Genomic DNA, 16,336 nt, shown 5'->3' with positions numbered 1-16,336 from the left:
TAAAAAAAGTCCGCGAAAGCGGACTTTTTTTGTTTGCAGAAAACTCAAATTTTTTTCGCAAAAATTTCGAGCGGATTTCTGAGAGAATGCCGCGGACTCGGTTTGCCGTTTTCAGGATCAGCGTAGCCTAAATCCAATAAGCAGACGAGTTTCAAATTTTCGGGAAGCGCAAATGCGTTTGCGATTTCTTGCGCGTTAAAGCCCCGCGCCCAAAGCGTATCGAGCCCGAGAGATTTCGCTTCGAGCATCATATGCGTCGTGACAATGCTCGCGTCTTCGAATCCGCAATCGTGATCGTCATGATGATTAATCGCTTTATAGCTCACCGCAGAATCGTAGCAAACCATCAAGACAACGGGAGCGTTATACGCCATCCGCGTCGCCTGTCGAATTTTTGCAATCGCGCCTTCGCTTTCTAAAACGAAAACGCGCACCGGCTGCGAATTCGTTGCCGTCGGCGCAATTCTTCCCGCTTCTAAAACGAGTTGCAATTTTTCTTCTTCAACGGGAGTCGCAGAAAATGCACGGCAGCTGAATCGGCTTTTCGCTAAGTCTAAAAAGTTCATTTTATCCTCGTTTATTTTTTCGCCATTAAATTTTCGGGATTGAGCGGTTCTAGTTCGGGGATGACAAAGCGGCCGTCTTTGCGAACCAAGCGATCGTCCAAATAAATTTCACCGCCGCCATATTCCGGCGTCATGATGAGAACTAAATCCCAGTGAATGGCCGAAACATTTCCGTTCGGCGCATCTTCGTAGCATTTCCCCGGAGTAAAATGAATACTGCCCGAAATTTTTTCGTCAAAGAGAATGTCGCACATCGGATGATGCACAAACGGATTGAAGCCAAACGAAAATTCGCCGACGTAACGCGCACCTTCATCGGTATCAAAAATCGCATTCATCGCTTTCGTATTCGACGATGTCGCTTCGACAATTTTTCCGTTCTTAAACACAAGACGAATATTTTCAAAGCGTTTTCCTTCGTAAAGAGTCGGCGTATTATACGTGATGACGCCGTTGACGCTATCGCGGACCGGTGCGGTATAAACTTCGCCATCGGGAATGTTCATCGTTCCGCAGCACGGCACTGCCGGAATTCCGCGGATGCTGAAAGTCAAATCCGTTCCCGGCGCTTTGAGATGCACTTTATCCGTTTTATTCATCAAGTCGATGAGGCCTTGGGCTGCGCGACGCATCGCTGGATAATCCGCAAGGCACGCTTGGAAATAAAAATCTTCAAACGCTTCGGTGCTCATGCCAGCGCCTTGCGCCATCGACGGATTCGGCCAACGGAGAACGCACCAACGCGTTTTGTTAATGCGCCAATTCAAAACCGGATTACGAATCGTGCGATTCGCCAGAGAACGTTTATCGGGAACATCGGAAAGTTCTACCGAATTATCGCTTCCGCGAATCGCCAAATACGCTTGCATTTGCTTCATAAATTGCAAATCGTGTTCGGCAGAAAGTTTTAACTGTTCATCGGTAGAATTCATCAAAAGGATGCGATTCACCGCATTGCGATGCAGCGTCACATACGGTTTTGCGCCGACTTGAGAAACCGCTCGCACTAACGCAACTGCGACATCATCGGGAGTATCGGTGAGCTCGATTAAAATATTTTCATTTTTTTGAAGAGCTAAAGCGTCGCGGACTAGCATTTCCGCAAGCTGAACAATTCTAGGATCCATTTTTTTTGCCTCGTTTTTTCTCAAATCTAATTTAGTTTTGCGCTTTCGTTTTTTGAAATTTCTCTCGATAATTCCTGAGCGCGTCCGCGCGGAGAACGTCCTTTTCATTCCAAAATAATTTTACACATTTCTAACACGGAAAGTCTATAATATAAAACATCAAATCATCCTATTTGTTCTAAATTGGAATAATTTTTACACAGACAGAAACAAAACTGTGCAAAATTTCTTTTAAAAAGGATGGTTTGGTATGCATGTGAAATCACTTTTGAGCTTCTGCATTCTCGGGGGCATCTCTTTTGGCATTGCCGCCACAGGTGACGCTTATAACTGGCCAAGTTATCGTTCGGACTTGGATTACGACACGCGTTCTAATATCGGTGTAATCAATCCGCCGACGAAATTTTCTACAGACTGCGATGGCGTTACAGGTCAAAAAGCGGGAAAATGGTGGGCTTTTTATTGGGGAAATGACCGCGACCCGCGCGTAACCGACGAAGCAATCGACAGTTTACTCGCTAAATACGACCGCGATTTTGGATTTTTACGCGATACGATGGGCTGGGCTCCTGATAGGCGAGCACAAAATGGCTATTACAGCGCTGTTTATTACTATGGTTCGGGCACCTGTGCAGGTGGCGCAAAAACAGACACGACAGGTGGATGGCAAACCAATGTGGGTAGTAATTATTACGAAGCCGTTGCCGCATCATTTTACCCAGTCTATAGTTTTAATCCGAGTTGCCCTTATCACGATAAAGTCGCCCAGCAAGATGCGATGGTGCACGAAGGCATTCACTCGATGACGAAAGCTTACCCAGGCGCACAAAATGCCCACTGGTTCCAAGAAGGCGGAAACACTTGGATTCAGCAAGAAATGGCAGCGCAGCGCGATAAAAGCGGAAATTGGCATAGCGGCATGGGATTTTTAAATGCGGGTGCAGTGATTGCTCCATTTGTCCCTATCGAAAGTTACTCGGGTTGGCTTTTGGACGGTTCATTTGGCGGTCCTGATGCTGCAGGCGTTGGCGTTTACAATGGTAGCACTCAACTTTGCAACTGGCGAAATCTTTTAGGCGGTTATCAATACGGAAACGTCTTCCCCACTTTCTTAGGCGAATGGGTCGGTAAAGGTGCTGTCCGCTGGATTTACGGAAACGCTTACGGAAAAACAAATTACTTGCTTGAAACATTTGCCTTAGACAAAGGTTTGGGCGATCAAAATACTCGCCGCTTAATCATGGAATACCGCGCACGCCTTGCTCTTTTAGATATGAAGCTTTGGTCTGAAAATATGCGCACCTTATTAAACGATAACTTTGGCGGAGTTGCCAAAGCAGAATGGTCCCCGTCGAATGGAACCGTTGATCCTTGGACTATGACGCCTTACCAAACGATGACGAAAAATGGCGAATGGCTTGTTCCCGAAAGCAGTACAACTCCGGGCTGGTCGGGTGCAAATATTGTGCCGTTAACCGTTCAAAATGGCGCAAATACAGTCAGTGTAACTCTTAAAGCTTTAGGCGAAAATATGAGCGTTCAACTTTGCTACCGTGCAACCGATGGAACGCCAGTTTACAGCGAACCTGTCCAAATCAAAAATTCCGGAAGCGAAAGCACGACCACTTTAAAGCTTTCGAAAACTCCGCAAAGCAATGTCGTTTTTGCAGTGATTTGCAACACCGATTATCAATACACCGGAAACGAAAACATCCGCACCAATCATTATAATTACAACTTAAAACTCGTCTCGGGTTTAAGCGGAGCCGCCGATGCGCATACGAAATGGTATAACGATTTCCAATTAAAATATGATTGGCCTGAAATTGGAAACAATTATTCTCCCGATGTTTCTTCGAGCTCTGTCAAACAATCTTCGAGCTCTTCTGCAAAGTCTTCTAGCAGCGTAAAATCGAGTTCTAGCCAAAAAGTTTCTTCGTCTTCGATGACGTCTAGTTCTTCGTCCGCTTTAATCGAAGGTAGCGTCGTCAAGACATACGAAATTTCTACAGAACTTCCGATTGATGATAATTACGCCGCCGTGAATGTACAATTTGACGCCGCAGAAATTGCGCAGAAATTAGGCATCGATAATATTTCGAAAGCGACATTCATCGCGAAAGAATCGAACGGAAATATTACCGCAAAATATACCGCGTTAGCACCAGGCCACTGGTTTGATAATCAAGGAAATGTGACCGATTGGGGCGAAAACGCTTACGTCTTTGGCGAAGCAAAAATCGAAAGCGCAGAAATTGCGATTGGACATTATCCGAACCACGTGAAAAACGGAGAAATTTATCGCTTTACGCAAGGCTTTAATTATAACGGCAAAACGGTTTTGCTCAATATGACTGTAAAAATCACCAATGAAAAAGCAAATCCCGATGCCGGCAACACAACCGCTTTAACTTATGGATTGAAAGGACTCGCGTCGCATTTATCGTTAAACAATCAAGCAGGACTTCTCGAAGTCAATTACACATTGGATCGCAATGACTTTGTGAAAATCAGTTTGTTCAACGGCTACGGCGCACTCGTTTCCAATCAATTCATCGGGAAAAAATCAGCGGGCTCGCACACCTTTACCTTTGATTTGCGTCAAATGCCTTCGACCACTTACATTGTAAAAATCACAAGTGGCGCATACCGCGAAGCCAAAAGCATTACGATTGCGAAATAATTTTCATCTCTCCAACCCCTAAAAAAAAGAGTTTTGTCATTTGGCAAAGCTCTTTTTTTGTGAAGAACTCTCGCGATTTTTTGAATTCAAAATTTGTCCGTTTAAAAATTTTTGGAGTCATCTTGAACGAAAAATCTCCCTTTTAAATTCTAGCGGGCAAATTTCCCCCGGGAAATCTCATTTTCAAAAATCCGGCGAACTTATTTCCCCTGGGAAATTTCATTGCCAAAAATTCAGCGAACATATTTCCTCCGGGAAATGTCATTGCCAAAAATCTAGCGGGCAAATTTCCCCCGGGAAATGCCATTGCCAAATTCTAGCGGGCAAATTTCCCGCAGGAAATGTCATTTCCAGAAATCCGGCGGGCAAATTTCCCCCGGGAAATGCCATTGCCAGAAATTCAGCGAACATATTTCCCCCGGGAAATCTCTTTGCCAAAAATCCGGCGAACATATTTCCCCCGGGAAATCTCATTGCCAGAAATTCGGCGAACATATTTCCCCTGGGAAATGCCATTACCAAAAATCTAGCGGGCAAATTTCCTCCAGGAAATTCCATTGCCAAATTCTAGCGGACAAATTTCCTCCGGGAAATGTTATCACTGAAATCCCAGCGGGTTCATCGCCTGGGGGAAATGTTAGCACTGGAAATCTAGTAGTGTCATTCTGAGCGTAATGTAATGGAGCGAAGAATCTAGCACTTGGTTTGTGAATTAGAAGAAGTCCTTTTTTGGACTCAATAGAAAATGCTAGATCCTACCCCAAAGGGCTTAATTCAACTAAGGAACTAAAGTTCCAAGTTTCATATATCGCTTCGCCTACGGCTCCACTCAGGATGACACGGCAGCGCCTACGGCTTCGCTCAGAATGACACGCAGTTTCCAACAACTGACAACTAACCACTGATCACTATTTCGCATCCCCCGCGCGCCATCATCTACACTTCTCATTCCTCAATCCTAACTCCTCATTAAATTATTTATTTTTGCCGCGCGATGGCATTTTATTCGGATGAAACCATTCAAGAGTTAAAACAGCAAGCCAATATTGCGGATATTATTCAGCAATTTGTGCCGTTAAAGCGTTCTGGCGCAGGGCGCTTTGTGGGGCGTTGCCCGTTTCATAACGATCACTCGCCCTCAATGAACGTAAATCCTCAAATGGGAATTTATAAATGCTTCGCTTGTGGCGCAGGCGGGGACGTTTTCAAATTCATCATGGAGCACGAAAAGCTCGACTTTAAAGCCGCCGTCGAATGGGTCGCCAATGCCACAAATTTTGTGCTCCCAGTTCTCGGGAAACCCGAATCGCCCGAAGTCACCGAAGAGCGCACCCTTGTCCGCGAGCTCAATGATCTTGCGGCGGATTGGTTCGTCGAGCAGTTGCCCAAAAGCGAAAAAGCTCTCGGTTACATTGCATCGAGGCACTTGACCGAAGATACGCGGCACTTTTTTAAAGTCGGTTACGCTCCCGATGGACGCGAAGGATTTTTAAGTTACGCGGCAAAGCACGGATTTTCTCCGCGGCAGCTCGTCGAAGCGGGGCTTGCGATTGAACGCGAAAACGGAGGCATCGCCGATAAATTCCGCGACCGATTGATGTTCGCCATCGAAAATCTCTCGGGCAAAGTCGTCGCATTTGGCGGGCGCATTTTAGACAAAGAAAAGAAAGCGCCGAAATATTTAAATAGTCCGGACACTGCGCTTTATAAAAAAGGCGAGATTCTCTACGGACTTTCCAAATCCAAAAGCGAAATTCCGAAAGCGGGATCCGTCATCCTCGTCGAAGGTTACTTCGATCTCATCAGCCTTTACCAAGCCGGCGTAAAAAATGTCGTCGCCGTTTCGGGAACCGCTCTCACCGAGAAGCACGCAGAAATTCTTTCGCGTTATACAAAGTCCGCGTATCTCGTTTTTGATGGCGATGAAGCAGGTCGCAAAGCGACAAATCGCACGATTGAAATTGTGCTCCCGCAAGGAATCATTCCGAAAATAGTCGCCCTCTCTCGTCCGAACGGCGAAAAAATTGACCCCGATAATTTTGTAAACGAACACGGAGCTTCTGCCGCAGACGATTTTCGTAGCGAACTTTCTCACGCCGAAGATTGGTTCGATTATCTCGCCCGCATTACGCCGACCGAAACCGTCGAAGATCGCGCCGCATTCGTCACGCATATTAAATCGATTTTAATCCACATCCGCGACCGCGAACTGCAAAATCAATATCTGCGATTAGTCGCCGAACGATTTGGTTCCGAAGCAAACTTTGCCGGCATCCAACCCGAAAAAGAAAAACGAAAATTTTACGACGACGGAAACTCTCTCCCCGCCGAAATTCCCGCCGAAGAACAAGTGCCGTGGCAAGCGATTCCGAAAATGGAACTGCGATTTGTTAGTCTCATCATCGCATCGCCGAGCCTTTGGGAACCCGCAAGCGTTTTCTTCGATTTGGATTTTGCAAGTTCCGGAGTCAGTTTATTTGCGTCCGAACTTTTGGACGAACTTTTGGGAACTGCCCTCGCCGAATACACCGAAAATAAAGAAATCAATTTGATGCGTTTGCACGATGCGCTTTCGCCGCTCCCCGCACAAATTCTCGAATCTTTTGGCGAAGAAACTTGGGAACCTGCCGCCGCGCAAAAAGAATTTTTAGAATCCTTAGCCGAGCTTGAAATTCGCACGGCAGAACGTTTCCGCGATTCGCTCAAATCGCGCCCGATGACCGCAGAACTCGTGCAACTGCGCCTCGCCCTCCACGCATTTGCGAGCAAAACCATTCGCGCCCGCGTCCGAGAAAGCGAAGATGTTTCGCAAGATGCTACATTTTTCAAAGACTTACTTGATTACCGCGAAAAACTCATCGAGTTTAGCGGCAAATTATAACCTGGAGTCATTATGCTTTCAATCCAAAATCTCAAAGCCAGTCTTCTCGACGGCACTCCAATCCTCAAAGGCATTAACCTCGAAGTCAAACCCGGCGAAATCCACGCCATTATGGGATTGAACGGTTCTGGAAAAAGCACTCTCGCCAAAGTAATCAGCGGGCATCCCGCTTACAAAGTCGATTCGGGCTCAGTCGAAATGGACGGCAAAAATTTACTCGAACTCGATCCCGCTTCCCGCGCAAACGAAGGATTTTTTGCAAGCACGCAATATCCGATTGAAATTCCGGGAGTTCCGAATGTGGAATTTTTACGGATGGCAGTCGATTCGAAACGCGCTTACTTAAAAATGGGTCCGATTTCCGACGCCGAATTTAACGACCGCTTAAACGAAGCGATGCAACTTTTGGAAATGGATGAACGTTACCGCACTCGCGGATTAAACGACGGATTTTCGGGCGGCGAAAAGAAGCGCAACGAAATTTTGCAAATGGCGATGCTTCTTCCGAAATACGCATTCCTCGACGAAACCGATTCTGGCCTTGACATCGATGCGCTCCGCATCGTTTCGAACGGCATCAATCATTTGCACAATCAAAACCGCGCCGTGATTTTGGTGACTCATTACGAACGCCTTTTGGATTACGTCAAGCCCGATTTTGTCCACGTTCTCATCCACGGAAAAATCATCCTTTCCGGCGGCCCCGAACTCGCCAAGAAATTGGAAAAAGAAGGCTACGAAAATCTCGAGGGAAATGTCTAATGCAACAAGAAGCACTCGGAAAAATCCGCGCCCTCGGACTCCCGACGCGTCGAACCGAAGATTGGAGCTACTTCCCCACTTCACTTCTTTCGAAAATTTCACGGCTCACCTTTATCGATGACGCTCATTTTAAAATCGACGCCGGCGATGCTCGCAATGTAGAACGCCTCGCCGAATCCAATTTTTCTGCTGCCGATTTTCAAATCGAAAAAGAAACCGATATTTCGGCGCTCCTCCCGCTCGCCCTCGGCGCAAAATCTTTCGTCAAAGAAATTCCCGAAGGCGCAAACGAAACCGGCATTCTCAAAGCCCACGATGAATTTTCGCACACCGTTTTCCGCTTAGGGAAAAACGCCAAAGCTTCTCTCGAAATTTTGGAAAATAAAATCGTCCGCGAAATTTCTGCCGAACGCCTCGACTTTTTCGTCGACGAAGGCGCAGAGCTTGAACTTTTCTCGACCGAAGAATCGCACGCGGGCGAACTCAAATTTCGCAGTATCCGCATTCACCAAGAAAAAAATTCCCGCGTCAATATTTTGGATTTGAACCGCACCGATTCCACGCGCCGCGTAAGCGTTTCGGCTTTCTTAAATGGCGAAGGCGCAGAATTTGCGTTTCGCGAATTGAATCAGCTCGGAAATTCAGCGAGTGAAAACGGATTCGTCCGCGTGTATCACAACGCAGCAAATTGCAAAAGCCATCAATTTGTGCGGAATTTACTTTCGGATCATTCTTACATGAGCTATGACGGCGGCGTTACCGCGGGCTTAGATTGCCCCGGCACCGATTCTTCGGAACTCATCAACACGATGCTTCTCTCGGACGATTCGAAAATTTGCGTGAAGCCGACCTTAAAAATTTACCACGATGATGTCGCCTGTTCGCACGGCAACACCGTCGGCTCTCTCGATGAAGAATCCATTTTCTATTTGATGAGCCGCGGCATCGAAAAAGAAAAAGCGGAGGCTCTTTTAATGCAAGCCTTCGCTAAAGATGTAATCGCCGAACATCCAGGCGCCTTAGGGCGAAATCGAATGTTCAAACTTCTTGAAGTATAAAAAATCTGCGCCGTCGAGCGCAGATTTTTTTATCGCAAATTTTTCTTTGCACCACGGAGAAGATTCTTCACCTGCTTCGCGCTCATCGGCGGTTCTGTCGGCGTATTGCGACGGCTCTGCGGGTAACAATCTTCGCAGTAATAATGCACGACGACGCCGTAACTCGCTGCGCCATCCTTGATGTCGGTTTCGCGAGAACGATGCGGACGCACGAGCGCTTCTTTTTTGCACTTTTCGCAAATTCCCATTTTCGGTTCGCTATGTTTGCGTTCGCGCACTTCGTGCTTTTTCGGTTCTGCTTCTGCCCACGCTCTAGCAGATGCCGCATTTTTTGCATAAAATTTATCGCTGAAATCCATTTTCCAACTCCTTTTTTGAATTAAAAATTCGCTGAGATAAAAACAGTCCCAACAGCGTATGACAAAGCGATGTGGGATTATGATTTGAATCATATAAACTGCGCGCAAATTTTCCGCGGAGCAGTTGAGCTTTTTCAAAATTTTCGACGTGAGAATCAAAATCCAAAACATGAACGCGGTCGCCGTCATCGAGTCCGCGGACTTTTTCGTTAAACTTCGAAACTTCCGTTTCGCCTTCGGGGAACGCTTTCTTCGGAATCGTAATCAGATAAAGCACCGACGCAGTCTTCGATAAAATTTCATCGAGTAATAATTTATAGGACGCAAAGACCGCATCCGCATCGGTTACCGTCCGCAATTCGTGAAGGCCAAGCCCGAGAACAATGCGTTCTGCGAGTTTTCCGAAAATATCGTAGGGCGCCCGAGAAAGAACCGTCGATAGCGGATAACGCACCGACGAAGAAATTGCAAATTGCACAGGACGTGTCGGATTTTCGCAGAGGACGATTTCCGAAAAAAGTTCTGCAGCTTCGGCATCGGCCCCCATCAATTCATCGCTAATGATTTGAATTCTGTGAGTCACATTACTAAACTACTTTATTTTTAGGGAAAAAAGCAACCCTAGACCAAGCTGCCTAGTTCAATTCAAAATGTGAGATAAATCACAATGCGAAGGGCATCTTGGCAAATAATTTTTAGTCCGCAGAATTTTTCTGCACCGTCAATTTCCAATAATTTTCTTCTCTTGTTCGAGAAACGATGTGATTTCCGTCTTCTAACATGACCCGCGGAATATTTTCAATCGGTTCGCCGTTATCGACGAAGAGAGTGATTTCTTCGCCCGCTTCCATCCCCGAGAGAACAAGACGCGCCCGCACCGATCCCATCGGGCAACGTACGCCGCGTAAATCGACAACTCCCGAAGTCCACTTCGAAAAATCCACCGTCGGCGGGAATTGAAATGCGTTAGCGTTTTCGCAAAAATGCACCAAATCGTGCGCATGCGCCGAAGGTTTTGCAATCCAATCGCCAATATCAAACGGAAAAGCGTTTTTCGGGAGGCGTTCTACCCAAGAAAGTGCCTTTTCTGGCGAAAAAACGGCAAAATCCGGATGCGTTTTGCGGAAAATGCCGACGAAAGCGTGCCCGAGCAAAAGCCGCAGAGAATTGTCCAAATTCGGGCTATCTTGATTTGCGCTGAGCCATCTTTCTAACGGCGACTTTTCCATGGAATTTTGTGTCATATTTTTGTCATTAAATCCAGAAGGAATATAGCAATATCGACTGCGAAATTCTATATTTGGCGCCAAGCATCTAAAATGCAAAAGGTTTAACCATGGCTCAATATTTACTGGATATCCTGTTTGTTGTGTACGTCATCGCCGGAATCGGGCTTGTCGTCTACGGATTCAACTGCTACTGGAGCATCTATCTCTTCCTCAAGAACAGCCGCCGCGTCCGCCTCGCCGACCGCAAGAACTTGCTCCAATTCTACCGCGACCACAAGATGGACGAACTGCCGATGGTCACGACGCAGCTTCCGGTTTTCAATGAAGCAAACTGCGTGGAACGCTTAATTGATGCGGTCTGCGCCATCGATTATCCGAAAGACAAACACGAAATTCAAGTCCTCGACGATTCGACCGACGACTGCTACGAAGTAACAAAGCGCAAAGTCGAAGAAAAGCAAGCCGAAGGTTACGACATTAAACTCATTCACCGCACAAACCGCAAAGATTTTAAGGCGGGCGCACTCAAAGAAGGGATGGAAGTCGCAAAGGGTGAATTCCTCGCCATTTTCGATGCTGACTTCGTCCCGCAGAAAGACTTCTTGTTGAAAACCGTTCCATATATGGTCATCGATTCTTCCATCGGTCTTGTGCAAGGTCGTTGGGGACATTTGAACCGCACCGAATCCGGTTTGACTTTGGCGCAATCGATTGGTATCGACGGTCACTTTGTGGTAGAACAATCGGCCCGCAGCTGGGGCGACCTCTTTATGAACTTTAACGGCACCGCAGGCGTGTGGCGCAAGCAAGCGATTCTCGATGCAGGTGGCTGGGAAGGCGATACATTAACCGAAGATATGGACCTTTCTTATCGGAGTCAGCTCGCCGGTTGGAAAATGAAATTCGTCTTCGATGTGATTGTCCCCGCAGAACTTCCCGATGATATTAACGCATTTAAGGCGCAGCAATTCCGTTGGGCAAAGGGCTCCATCCAGACCGCGATGAAAGATTTGCCGCTCGTCTTCAAAGCAAAAGTGCCGCTCCGCAAAAAAATCGGTGCCTTCCTTCACACGACTCATTATTCCATTCACCCGTGTATGCTTTTTACAGCGCTCTGCGCTTATCCGCTTCTCGCTTGGTTTGAACCGGTTGCAAATCTCCCGACTTGGCTTTTCTCGATTGGCTTTGCGTTTATCTTCCTCGCGGCGATTGCGCCTTCGACTCTTTACTTTGTTGCGCAACGTTGCTCCGGTTATACTGGTTGGAAAACGCGGATGCTTTCTCTCCCCGTTCTGATGGCGATGGGCGTAGGCATTGCGATTAGCAACACCCGCGCATGGTTCTCGGCGGTCTTTGGCAAGCAAGGAGTCTTCGTCCGCACGCCGAAAACCGGCGGAAAGAAATATTCTCACTTCCGTCAAAAATTCCCCTTCTTAGCTCTCTTAGAAATCGCCGTCGGCGTTTACTGCGTTCTCGGTCTTATCGCCTACATCGGCGCCCAGAAATTTATCATCGGGCCTTTCCTCGCCCTCTACGCAGTCGGCTTCTTAGCCGTCGGCGCTTTAAGCTTTATCCAATACTTCCAAAACTTAATAGACGCAAAGAAAAACTAAGACAAAAAGCGCGCCAAACGGCGCGTTTTTTTTTGAGAAATGAGGAGGGAGAGTTTGAAGAACTTAGAGCTTAGAACTTTGAACTTAGAAATCTCTAAGCTCTAAAATCTTGCATAGCGCGCGACAAAGTCGCGCCATTATAACATTCCTAATTCCTCATTTTTTCTCTTGCAACGTTGCGGGAAGGCATTTAACATGTCAAATTCGTCCATGCAACGCTGCAGCAAGCCATTTAACATGTCAAATTCGTCTATGCAACGCTGCAGCAAGCCATTTAACATGTCAAATTCGTCTATGCAACGCTGCGGCAAGCCATTTAACATGTCAAATTCGTCCATGCAACGCTGCGGCAAGCCATTTAACATGACAAATTCGTTCATGCAACGCTGCGGGAAGGCATTTAACATGTCAAATTCGTCCATGCAACGCTGCGGGAAGGCATTTAACATGTCAAATTCGTTCTTGCAACGCTGCGGCAAGCCATTTAACACGTCAGATTCGTTCTTGCAACGCTGCGGGAAGACTTTTTAAATGAGGAATGTAGATGATGGCGCGCCGGGTTTTGAGAACTTAGAGTGGAGAACTTTGATCTTAGAAATACTAAGCACTAAGTTTTAAAATTTCATTCTTTGCGAACGCAACAGGAAACTCGTCCCTCATTTTTGAGAGGAGCTTAATTTAAAAGTGAAATGGATAAAAAAACAAGGTAGCCAAAATGGCTGCCTTGTTTTTTAAGTGAATTTTTGAAAAAATTCGCGACCCGCTTCGCGGGTCGGGGGGTGGCAGTTTTTGCCGGGCTTACGCCGGGCTAAAACTTGCAAAAAAATGTTATGTGAAATTAGTCTTAATTTTTTAGGCAACGATAGAAAACGCGCAGTCCTTGTAGTAGCCGTCCAGCTTCGCGTTCTCGCTGTCGTGGAACAAGCGCATGCCGTAGGCGTTGTAGCTACTGTTCTCGGTACTAGACCAGAAGAAAGCGGTGAAGCCTGCGTAGCCGAAGGAGCCATTGTAGTACCTGTAGCCCGCGGGGAGCGCGGACAAACCAAAGGCGTCTGTTCCGTTACCACTTTTTCCATCGTAGTCATACCAACCAGTACTAGACTTGAGAATCTTGCCTGCCGTAAAGCTCCCACCCACTGCATCGAACAAAGTATTCCATTCAGCATTACTCGGCAGGTGCCAGCCTTCAGGGCAAATGCCCTGCACCGTTTTAGGCATTTCACATTCTACGTCATATCCGCAAGTAAGTCCGTCAGCAGCCAACTTGACAGAGTCAATTGCAGCAGCCCAAGTGTAAAGGCGACCAGTTACTTTGCATTTTTCATCATCTTTATTATAGCACCAAGACTTGCCAATCGAGCTCTTTGTTGTTGAGCTGTCAGCATAATTCAAGTTTTCCGCCATCCAAGTCTGGTCTCCGATTTTTACCGTCTTGTAAACTTTGCCATCGCGTTTGTCCGTCATGGTGCCGTAAGCAATATTTGGATTCAAGAAAGTTTCCTTCGGCACATCCCAGCTCCAGCCTGTTATTGAACTAGAACTCTGTTTCGTATTGATGCTTGAACTGGAAATTTGTCCACTTGATGATGACATTTTCATAGAGCTGCTAGATTTTACGGAACTACTCGATTCTTCTGAGCTACTGGAATTTATTGAGCTGCTTGAAATTTCACTCGACGAGGAAACTTTTTCGCTGCTACTGAACTTTACTTCTTCACTTGATGACGAAACATTTACAGAACTGCTGGAATTTTCAACATCGCTCGGAATAAAACTCGATGACGAAATTTCTTCGCTAGAAGAAGAAACGACAGCATTTACCCAAGAACCATTGACGCAAACGTAGGCAAGATTTTCATCCTTCACATACGCGGTTACGCCTTCGCACGTGCCGCTACAAACCGGAAGGTTGTCAAACGTCCCTACAACCATATCTTCGACGCGAGAGCTCGGGTCATCGGGCAAATTGGAATCGGGCTTTGACGAATTGCTATCGTCGCCGCAAGCCGTGAAAGCCAAAAGCGATGCTGCAGAAAGAGCAACCGCTGCCGATTTTATTCCCAAATGAAGTTTCATATTCTTACTCCAATGCTATCTTTTCACAATAAAATGTAAAAAAAAACAGAAATGGCTAGGAAATTTTTCTTTCTGGGTGACACCGCTTTCTTTTCGCCTACGCATCCCTCATAATGATTATATTTTTTTCAATGACCGCGAAAATGCAAATAACTCCAACTGCACTCGGGATTTCCGAGAAATCGATGGCGATACTTTTGCAAATTTTGAACGCTCAGCCGCACATTTGTTATGCAAAAATTTTTGGGAGTCGCGAAAAAGGAAACTACAAAGAAGGTAGCGACATCGACCTCTGCTTGTTTGTCGATAACGAATTTCCTATAAAAAACAAGCTGCATATGATGCGCGCCTTTGAAGAGTCTTCGCTGCCCTACAAGGTGGATTTGCTAATATTTAGCGAGCTGCAAAATGAAAATTTCAAAGAACACATCGAACTTGTAGGAAAGACAATCTATGAAAGAGCAAATTAGATACAAACAACGTTTAGAAAACTTTGCGAAGGCTCTTTCAAACTTGAACGAAGCTGTGGAACTTGCAAGCGAGCGCCCGCTTTCTAAACTCGAGCAACAAGGGCTTTTGAAGTCGTTTGAATTTACATACGAACTTGCCTGGAAGAGCATGAAAGACTACTTGGAATTCCAGGGATTGTCAGGTATCATCGGGAGCCGCGATTCTTTTAGACTCGCGTTACAAAACGGCTTAATCAACGAAGGCGATACCTGGCAAGATATGGTCGATGACCGCAATCTGTTGAGCCACGATTACGACGAAAAAATCGCAACCGCTATTGCAATGCGCTGCCCTGCCTACGCAAAACTTTTAAACGCCTACCTAAAAACCATGAGTGCAAGGTAAGCTACTATATGAAATTTTAGTTCCAAGTGCTAGATCCTACCCCAAAGGGCTTAATTCAACTAAGGAACTAAAGTTCCAAGTTTCATATATCGCTTCGCTCAGGATGACACATCGCTAGTATACCGCATAATTTAAAATTTCCTGTAATTTTACAGTAAATTTCAAGTAGAGTAAATTTATATGAAATTTTTCTTTAACAAGAAATCAAACAAACTCATATAAACAAATCCATTTTCGTCGGTATAAGTCGCTATATCATCGCCTACAATTACAATTTTTTTAAAGGAGTCTTCTATTTTTTTTAGCGATGCAATTTCTTGCATTCGTTTTTCTTCATCATGAATTGCGTATGCCGACTGGATATAATATTTTTCAGTTCCATTAGATGCGATAAAATCAACCTCTAGCTGATTGTAGATCAGTTGAACCAGCAAACGCAAAAGTGAACATTCCTAATTTAATTTCATTGTTCTTTGTGCGGCGCGCATTTTCCCCATCGGCGCGAAGGTGAAAAACGGAAATTCGACGAAGAAGAAAAGGGCGAGAGAAATCAGCGGGAAAAGAATGCGGAGAACGAGATCCGTCGATTGGAAAAAGTAGCCGCCGAGTCCGCCGAGAAGAATGTGCAAAATGAGAATGGGAAAAAAGACCTTTGTCAAGCTCCCGACAGTAGCGCCCGCGACCGGAGAACCTTTGCCGAGAAAAACGCCGACGATAATTGCAAACGCCAAAATGCCGAGTCCATTGACCGCGAGGAACGCGAGATATTCTTCTGCGGGAAATTGTCCTTGCTGAGAAATCGCCGTCCAAAAATATCCCGTTAAAAGAGCCGGCAGAAACGCTTTGAAAATTGCGACGCGCACGAATAAAAAGCAGAGCAGAAAAATTCCCGTGAGAGAAGCAAAAATCGGCACTGCATTTTCCTTGACAATCGAAAATGTCTGCGGCACCGCCGTAAATTGTTTAAGCACCGATTCCACCGCCGAAAATCCATACGAAAAAATCGCACTAAAATCGCGGGCAAATACACCGTAAAGAATGGCGAAAATCAAAATGAAAATCAGACGAAAACGGAGAAGCAATTCTCCAAAACGTTGAAGCGGAGAAGCTTTTTTTCTCAAATCCAT

The 16,336-nt window shown here is 46.0% G+C and carries 17 protein-coding genes; 7 read left to right on the top strand and 10 right to left on the bottom strand.

The window, feature by feature from the left end:
* Nucleotides 1–44 precede the first annotated feature (44 nt).
* Nucleotides 45–566 (bottom strand): nitroreductase family protein, encoded by a 522-nt coding sequence (locus B0H50_RS05105; RefSeq protein WP_106198739.1) that lies wholly within the window; start codon nucleotides 564–566, stop codon nucleotides 45–47.
* A gap of 11 nt (nucleotides 567–577) precedes the next feature.
* Nucleotides 578–1,693 (bottom strand): aminopeptidase, encoded by a 1,116-nt coding sequence (locus tag B0H50_RS05100; RefSeq protein WP_106198765.1) that lies wholly within the window; start codon nucleotides 1,691–1,693, stop codon nucleotides 578–580.
* Nucleotides 1,694–1,943: 250 nt separating this feature from the next.
* On the opposite strand from B0H50_RS05100, the gene B0H50_RS05095 reads away from it, so the two are divergent.
* A complete protein-coding gene (locus B0H50_RS05095; protein ID WP_106198740.1) occupies nucleotides 1,944–4,376 on the top strand; it encodes a DUF4859 domain-containing protein in 2,433 nt (810 codons plus the stop codon).
* A 261-nt stretch (nucleotides 4,377–4,637) separates the two neighbouring features.
* Here B0H50_RS05095 and B0H50_RS13120 read toward each other — a convergent pair whose 3' ends face one another.
* The gene (locus B0H50_RS13120) at nucleotides 4,638–4,934 is read right to left on the bottom strand and encodes a hypothetical protein (protein WP_146193684.1); all 297 of its coding nucleotides are present in this window, start codon (nucleotides 4,932–4,934) and stop codon (nucleotides 4,638–4,640) included.
* A 436-nt stretch (nucleotides 4,935–5,370) separates the two neighbouring features.
* Here B0H50_RS13120 and dnaG point away from each other — a divergent pair, with 436 nt between their 5' ends.
* Genes dnaG through B0H50_RS05075 form a run of 3 tightly spaced genes read left to right on the top strand, consistent with a single transcriptional unit; the run spans nucleotide 5,371 to nucleotide 9,077 of the window.
* Nucleotides 5,371–7,257 carry a DNA primase gene (dnaG, locus tag B0H50_RS05085; RefSeq protein WP_106198742.1) on the top strand — a complete coding sequence of 629 codons (1,887 nt, stop codon included), beginning with the start codon at nucleotides 5,371–5,373 and terminating at the stop codon, nucleotides 7,255–7,257.
* Nucleotides 7,258–7,269: 12 nt separating this feature from the next.
* On the top strand, nucleotides 7,270–8,019 hold the full coding sequence (gene sufC, locus B0H50_RS05080) for a Fe-S cluster assembly ATPase SufC (RefSeq protein WP_106198743.1): 750 nt from the start codon (nucleotides 7,270–7,272) through the stop codon (nucleotides 8,017–8,019).
* Entirely contained in the window at nucleotides 8,019–9,077 is a 1,059-nt protein-coding gene (locus B0H50_RS05075; protein WP_106198744.1) for a SufD family Fe-S cluster assembly protein, read from the top strand. The genes sufC and B0H50_RS05075 overlap by 1 nt, the downstream gene beginning before the upstream one ends.
* A gap of 29 nt (nucleotides 9,078–9,106) precedes the next feature.
* Here the strand turns inward: B0H50_RS05075 and B0H50_RS05070 are convergent, their stop codons facing one another.
* From B0H50_RS05070 to B0H50_RS05060, 3 genes are all read right to left on the bottom strand, one after another.
* On the bottom strand, nucleotides 9,107–9,436 hold the full coding sequence (locus tag B0H50_RS05070; RefSeq protein WP_106198745.1) for a hypothetical protein: 330 nt from the start codon (nucleotides 9,434–9,436) through the stop codon (nucleotides 9,107–9,109).
* Nucleotides 9,420–10,019: a hypothetical protein gene (locus tag B0H50_RS05065; protein WP_106198746.1), complete on the bottom strand. Its 600-nt coding sequence runs from the start codon at nucleotides 10,017–10,019 to the stop codon at nucleotides 9,420–9,422. The genes B0H50_RS05070 and B0H50_RS05065 overlap by 17 nt, the downstream gene beginning before the upstream one ends.
* Before the next feature lie 112 nt (nucleotides 10,020–10,131).
* Entirely contained in the window at nucleotides 10,132–10,680 is a 549-nt protein-coding gene (locus B0H50_RS05060; protein WP_106198747.1) for a sulfurtransferase TusA family protein, read from the bottom strand.
* 92 nt (nucleotides 10,681–10,772) lie between these two features.
* Between B0H50_RS05060 and B0H50_RS05055 the strand changes: the two genes are divergently transcribed.
* Nucleotides 10,773–12,278 carry a glycosyltransferase gene (locus B0H50_RS05055; RefSeq protein ID WP_109587347.1) on the top strand — a complete coding sequence of 502 codons (1,506 nt, stop codon included), beginning with the start codon at nucleotides 10,773–10,775 and terminating at the stop codon, nucleotides 12,276–12,278.
* A 137-nt stretch (nucleotides 12,279–12,415) separates the two neighbouring features.
* Here B0H50_RS05055 and B0H50_RS05050 read toward each other — a convergent pair whose 3' ends face one another.
* Together B0H50_RS05050 and B0H50_RS05045 are read right to left on the bottom strand one after the other, a co-directional pair.
* Nucleotides 12,416–12,769 carry a hypothetical protein gene (locus tag B0H50_RS05050; RefSeq protein WP_109587346.1) on the bottom strand — a complete coding sequence of 118 codons (354 nt, stop codon included), beginning with the start codon at nucleotides 12,767–12,769 and terminating at the stop codon, nucleotides 12,416–12,418.
* Between the two features lie 361 nt (nucleotides 12,770–13,130).
* Nucleotides 13,131–14,354, bottom strand: coding sequence for a fibrobacter succinogenes major paralogous domain-containing protein (locus tag B0H50_RS05045; RefSeq protein WP_233244522.1), 1,224 nt, complete (start codon nucleotides 14,352–14,354; stop codon nucleotides 13,131–13,133).
* A 131-nt stretch (nucleotides 14,355–14,485) separates the two neighbouring features.
* Between B0H50_RS05045 and B0H50_RS05040 the strand changes: the two genes are divergently transcribed.
* Together B0H50_RS05040 and B0H50_RS05035 are read left to right on the top strand one after the other, a co-directional pair.
* Nucleotides 14,486–14,824, top strand: a complete 339-nt coding sequence (locus B0H50_RS05040; protein ID WP_158275882.1) for a nucleotidyltransferase family protein — start codon at nucleotides 14,486–14,488, stop codon at nucleotides 14,822–14,824.
* Nucleotides 14,808–15,209, top strand: coding sequence for a nucleotidyltransferase substrate binding protein (locus B0H50_RS05035; protein ID WP_106198751.1), 402 nt, complete (start codon nucleotides 14,808–14,810; stop codon nucleotides 15,207–15,209). Before B0H50_RS05040 ends, B0H50_RS05035 begins: the two co-directional genes overlap by 17 nt.
* Before the next feature lie 176 nt (nucleotides 15,210–15,385).
* Here the strand turns inward: B0H50_RS05035 and B0H50_RS05030 are convergent, their stop codons facing one another.
* Nucleotides 15,386–15,649 carry an ATP-binding protein gene (locus tag B0H50_RS05030; RefSeq protein ID WP_146129181.1) on the bottom strand — a complete coding sequence of 88 codons (264 nt, stop codon included), beginning with the start codon at nucleotides 15,647–15,649 and terminating at the stop codon, nucleotides 15,386–15,388.
* A 12-nt stretch (nucleotides 15,650–15,661) separates the two neighbouring features.
* Complete coding sequence (locus tag B0H50_RS05025; RefSeq protein ID WP_106198753.1) at nucleotides 15,662–16,336, bottom strand: hypothetical protein; 675 nt, start codon at nucleotides 16,334–16,336, stop codon at nucleotides 15,662–15,664.

This window comes from Hallerella porci (genome assembly GCF_003148885.1).
GTDB lineage: Bacteria > Fibrobacterota > Fibrobacteria > Fibrobacterales > Fibrobacteraceae > Hallerella > Hallerella porci.
This window is presented reverse-complemented; position numbering and strand designations above follow the sequence as displayed.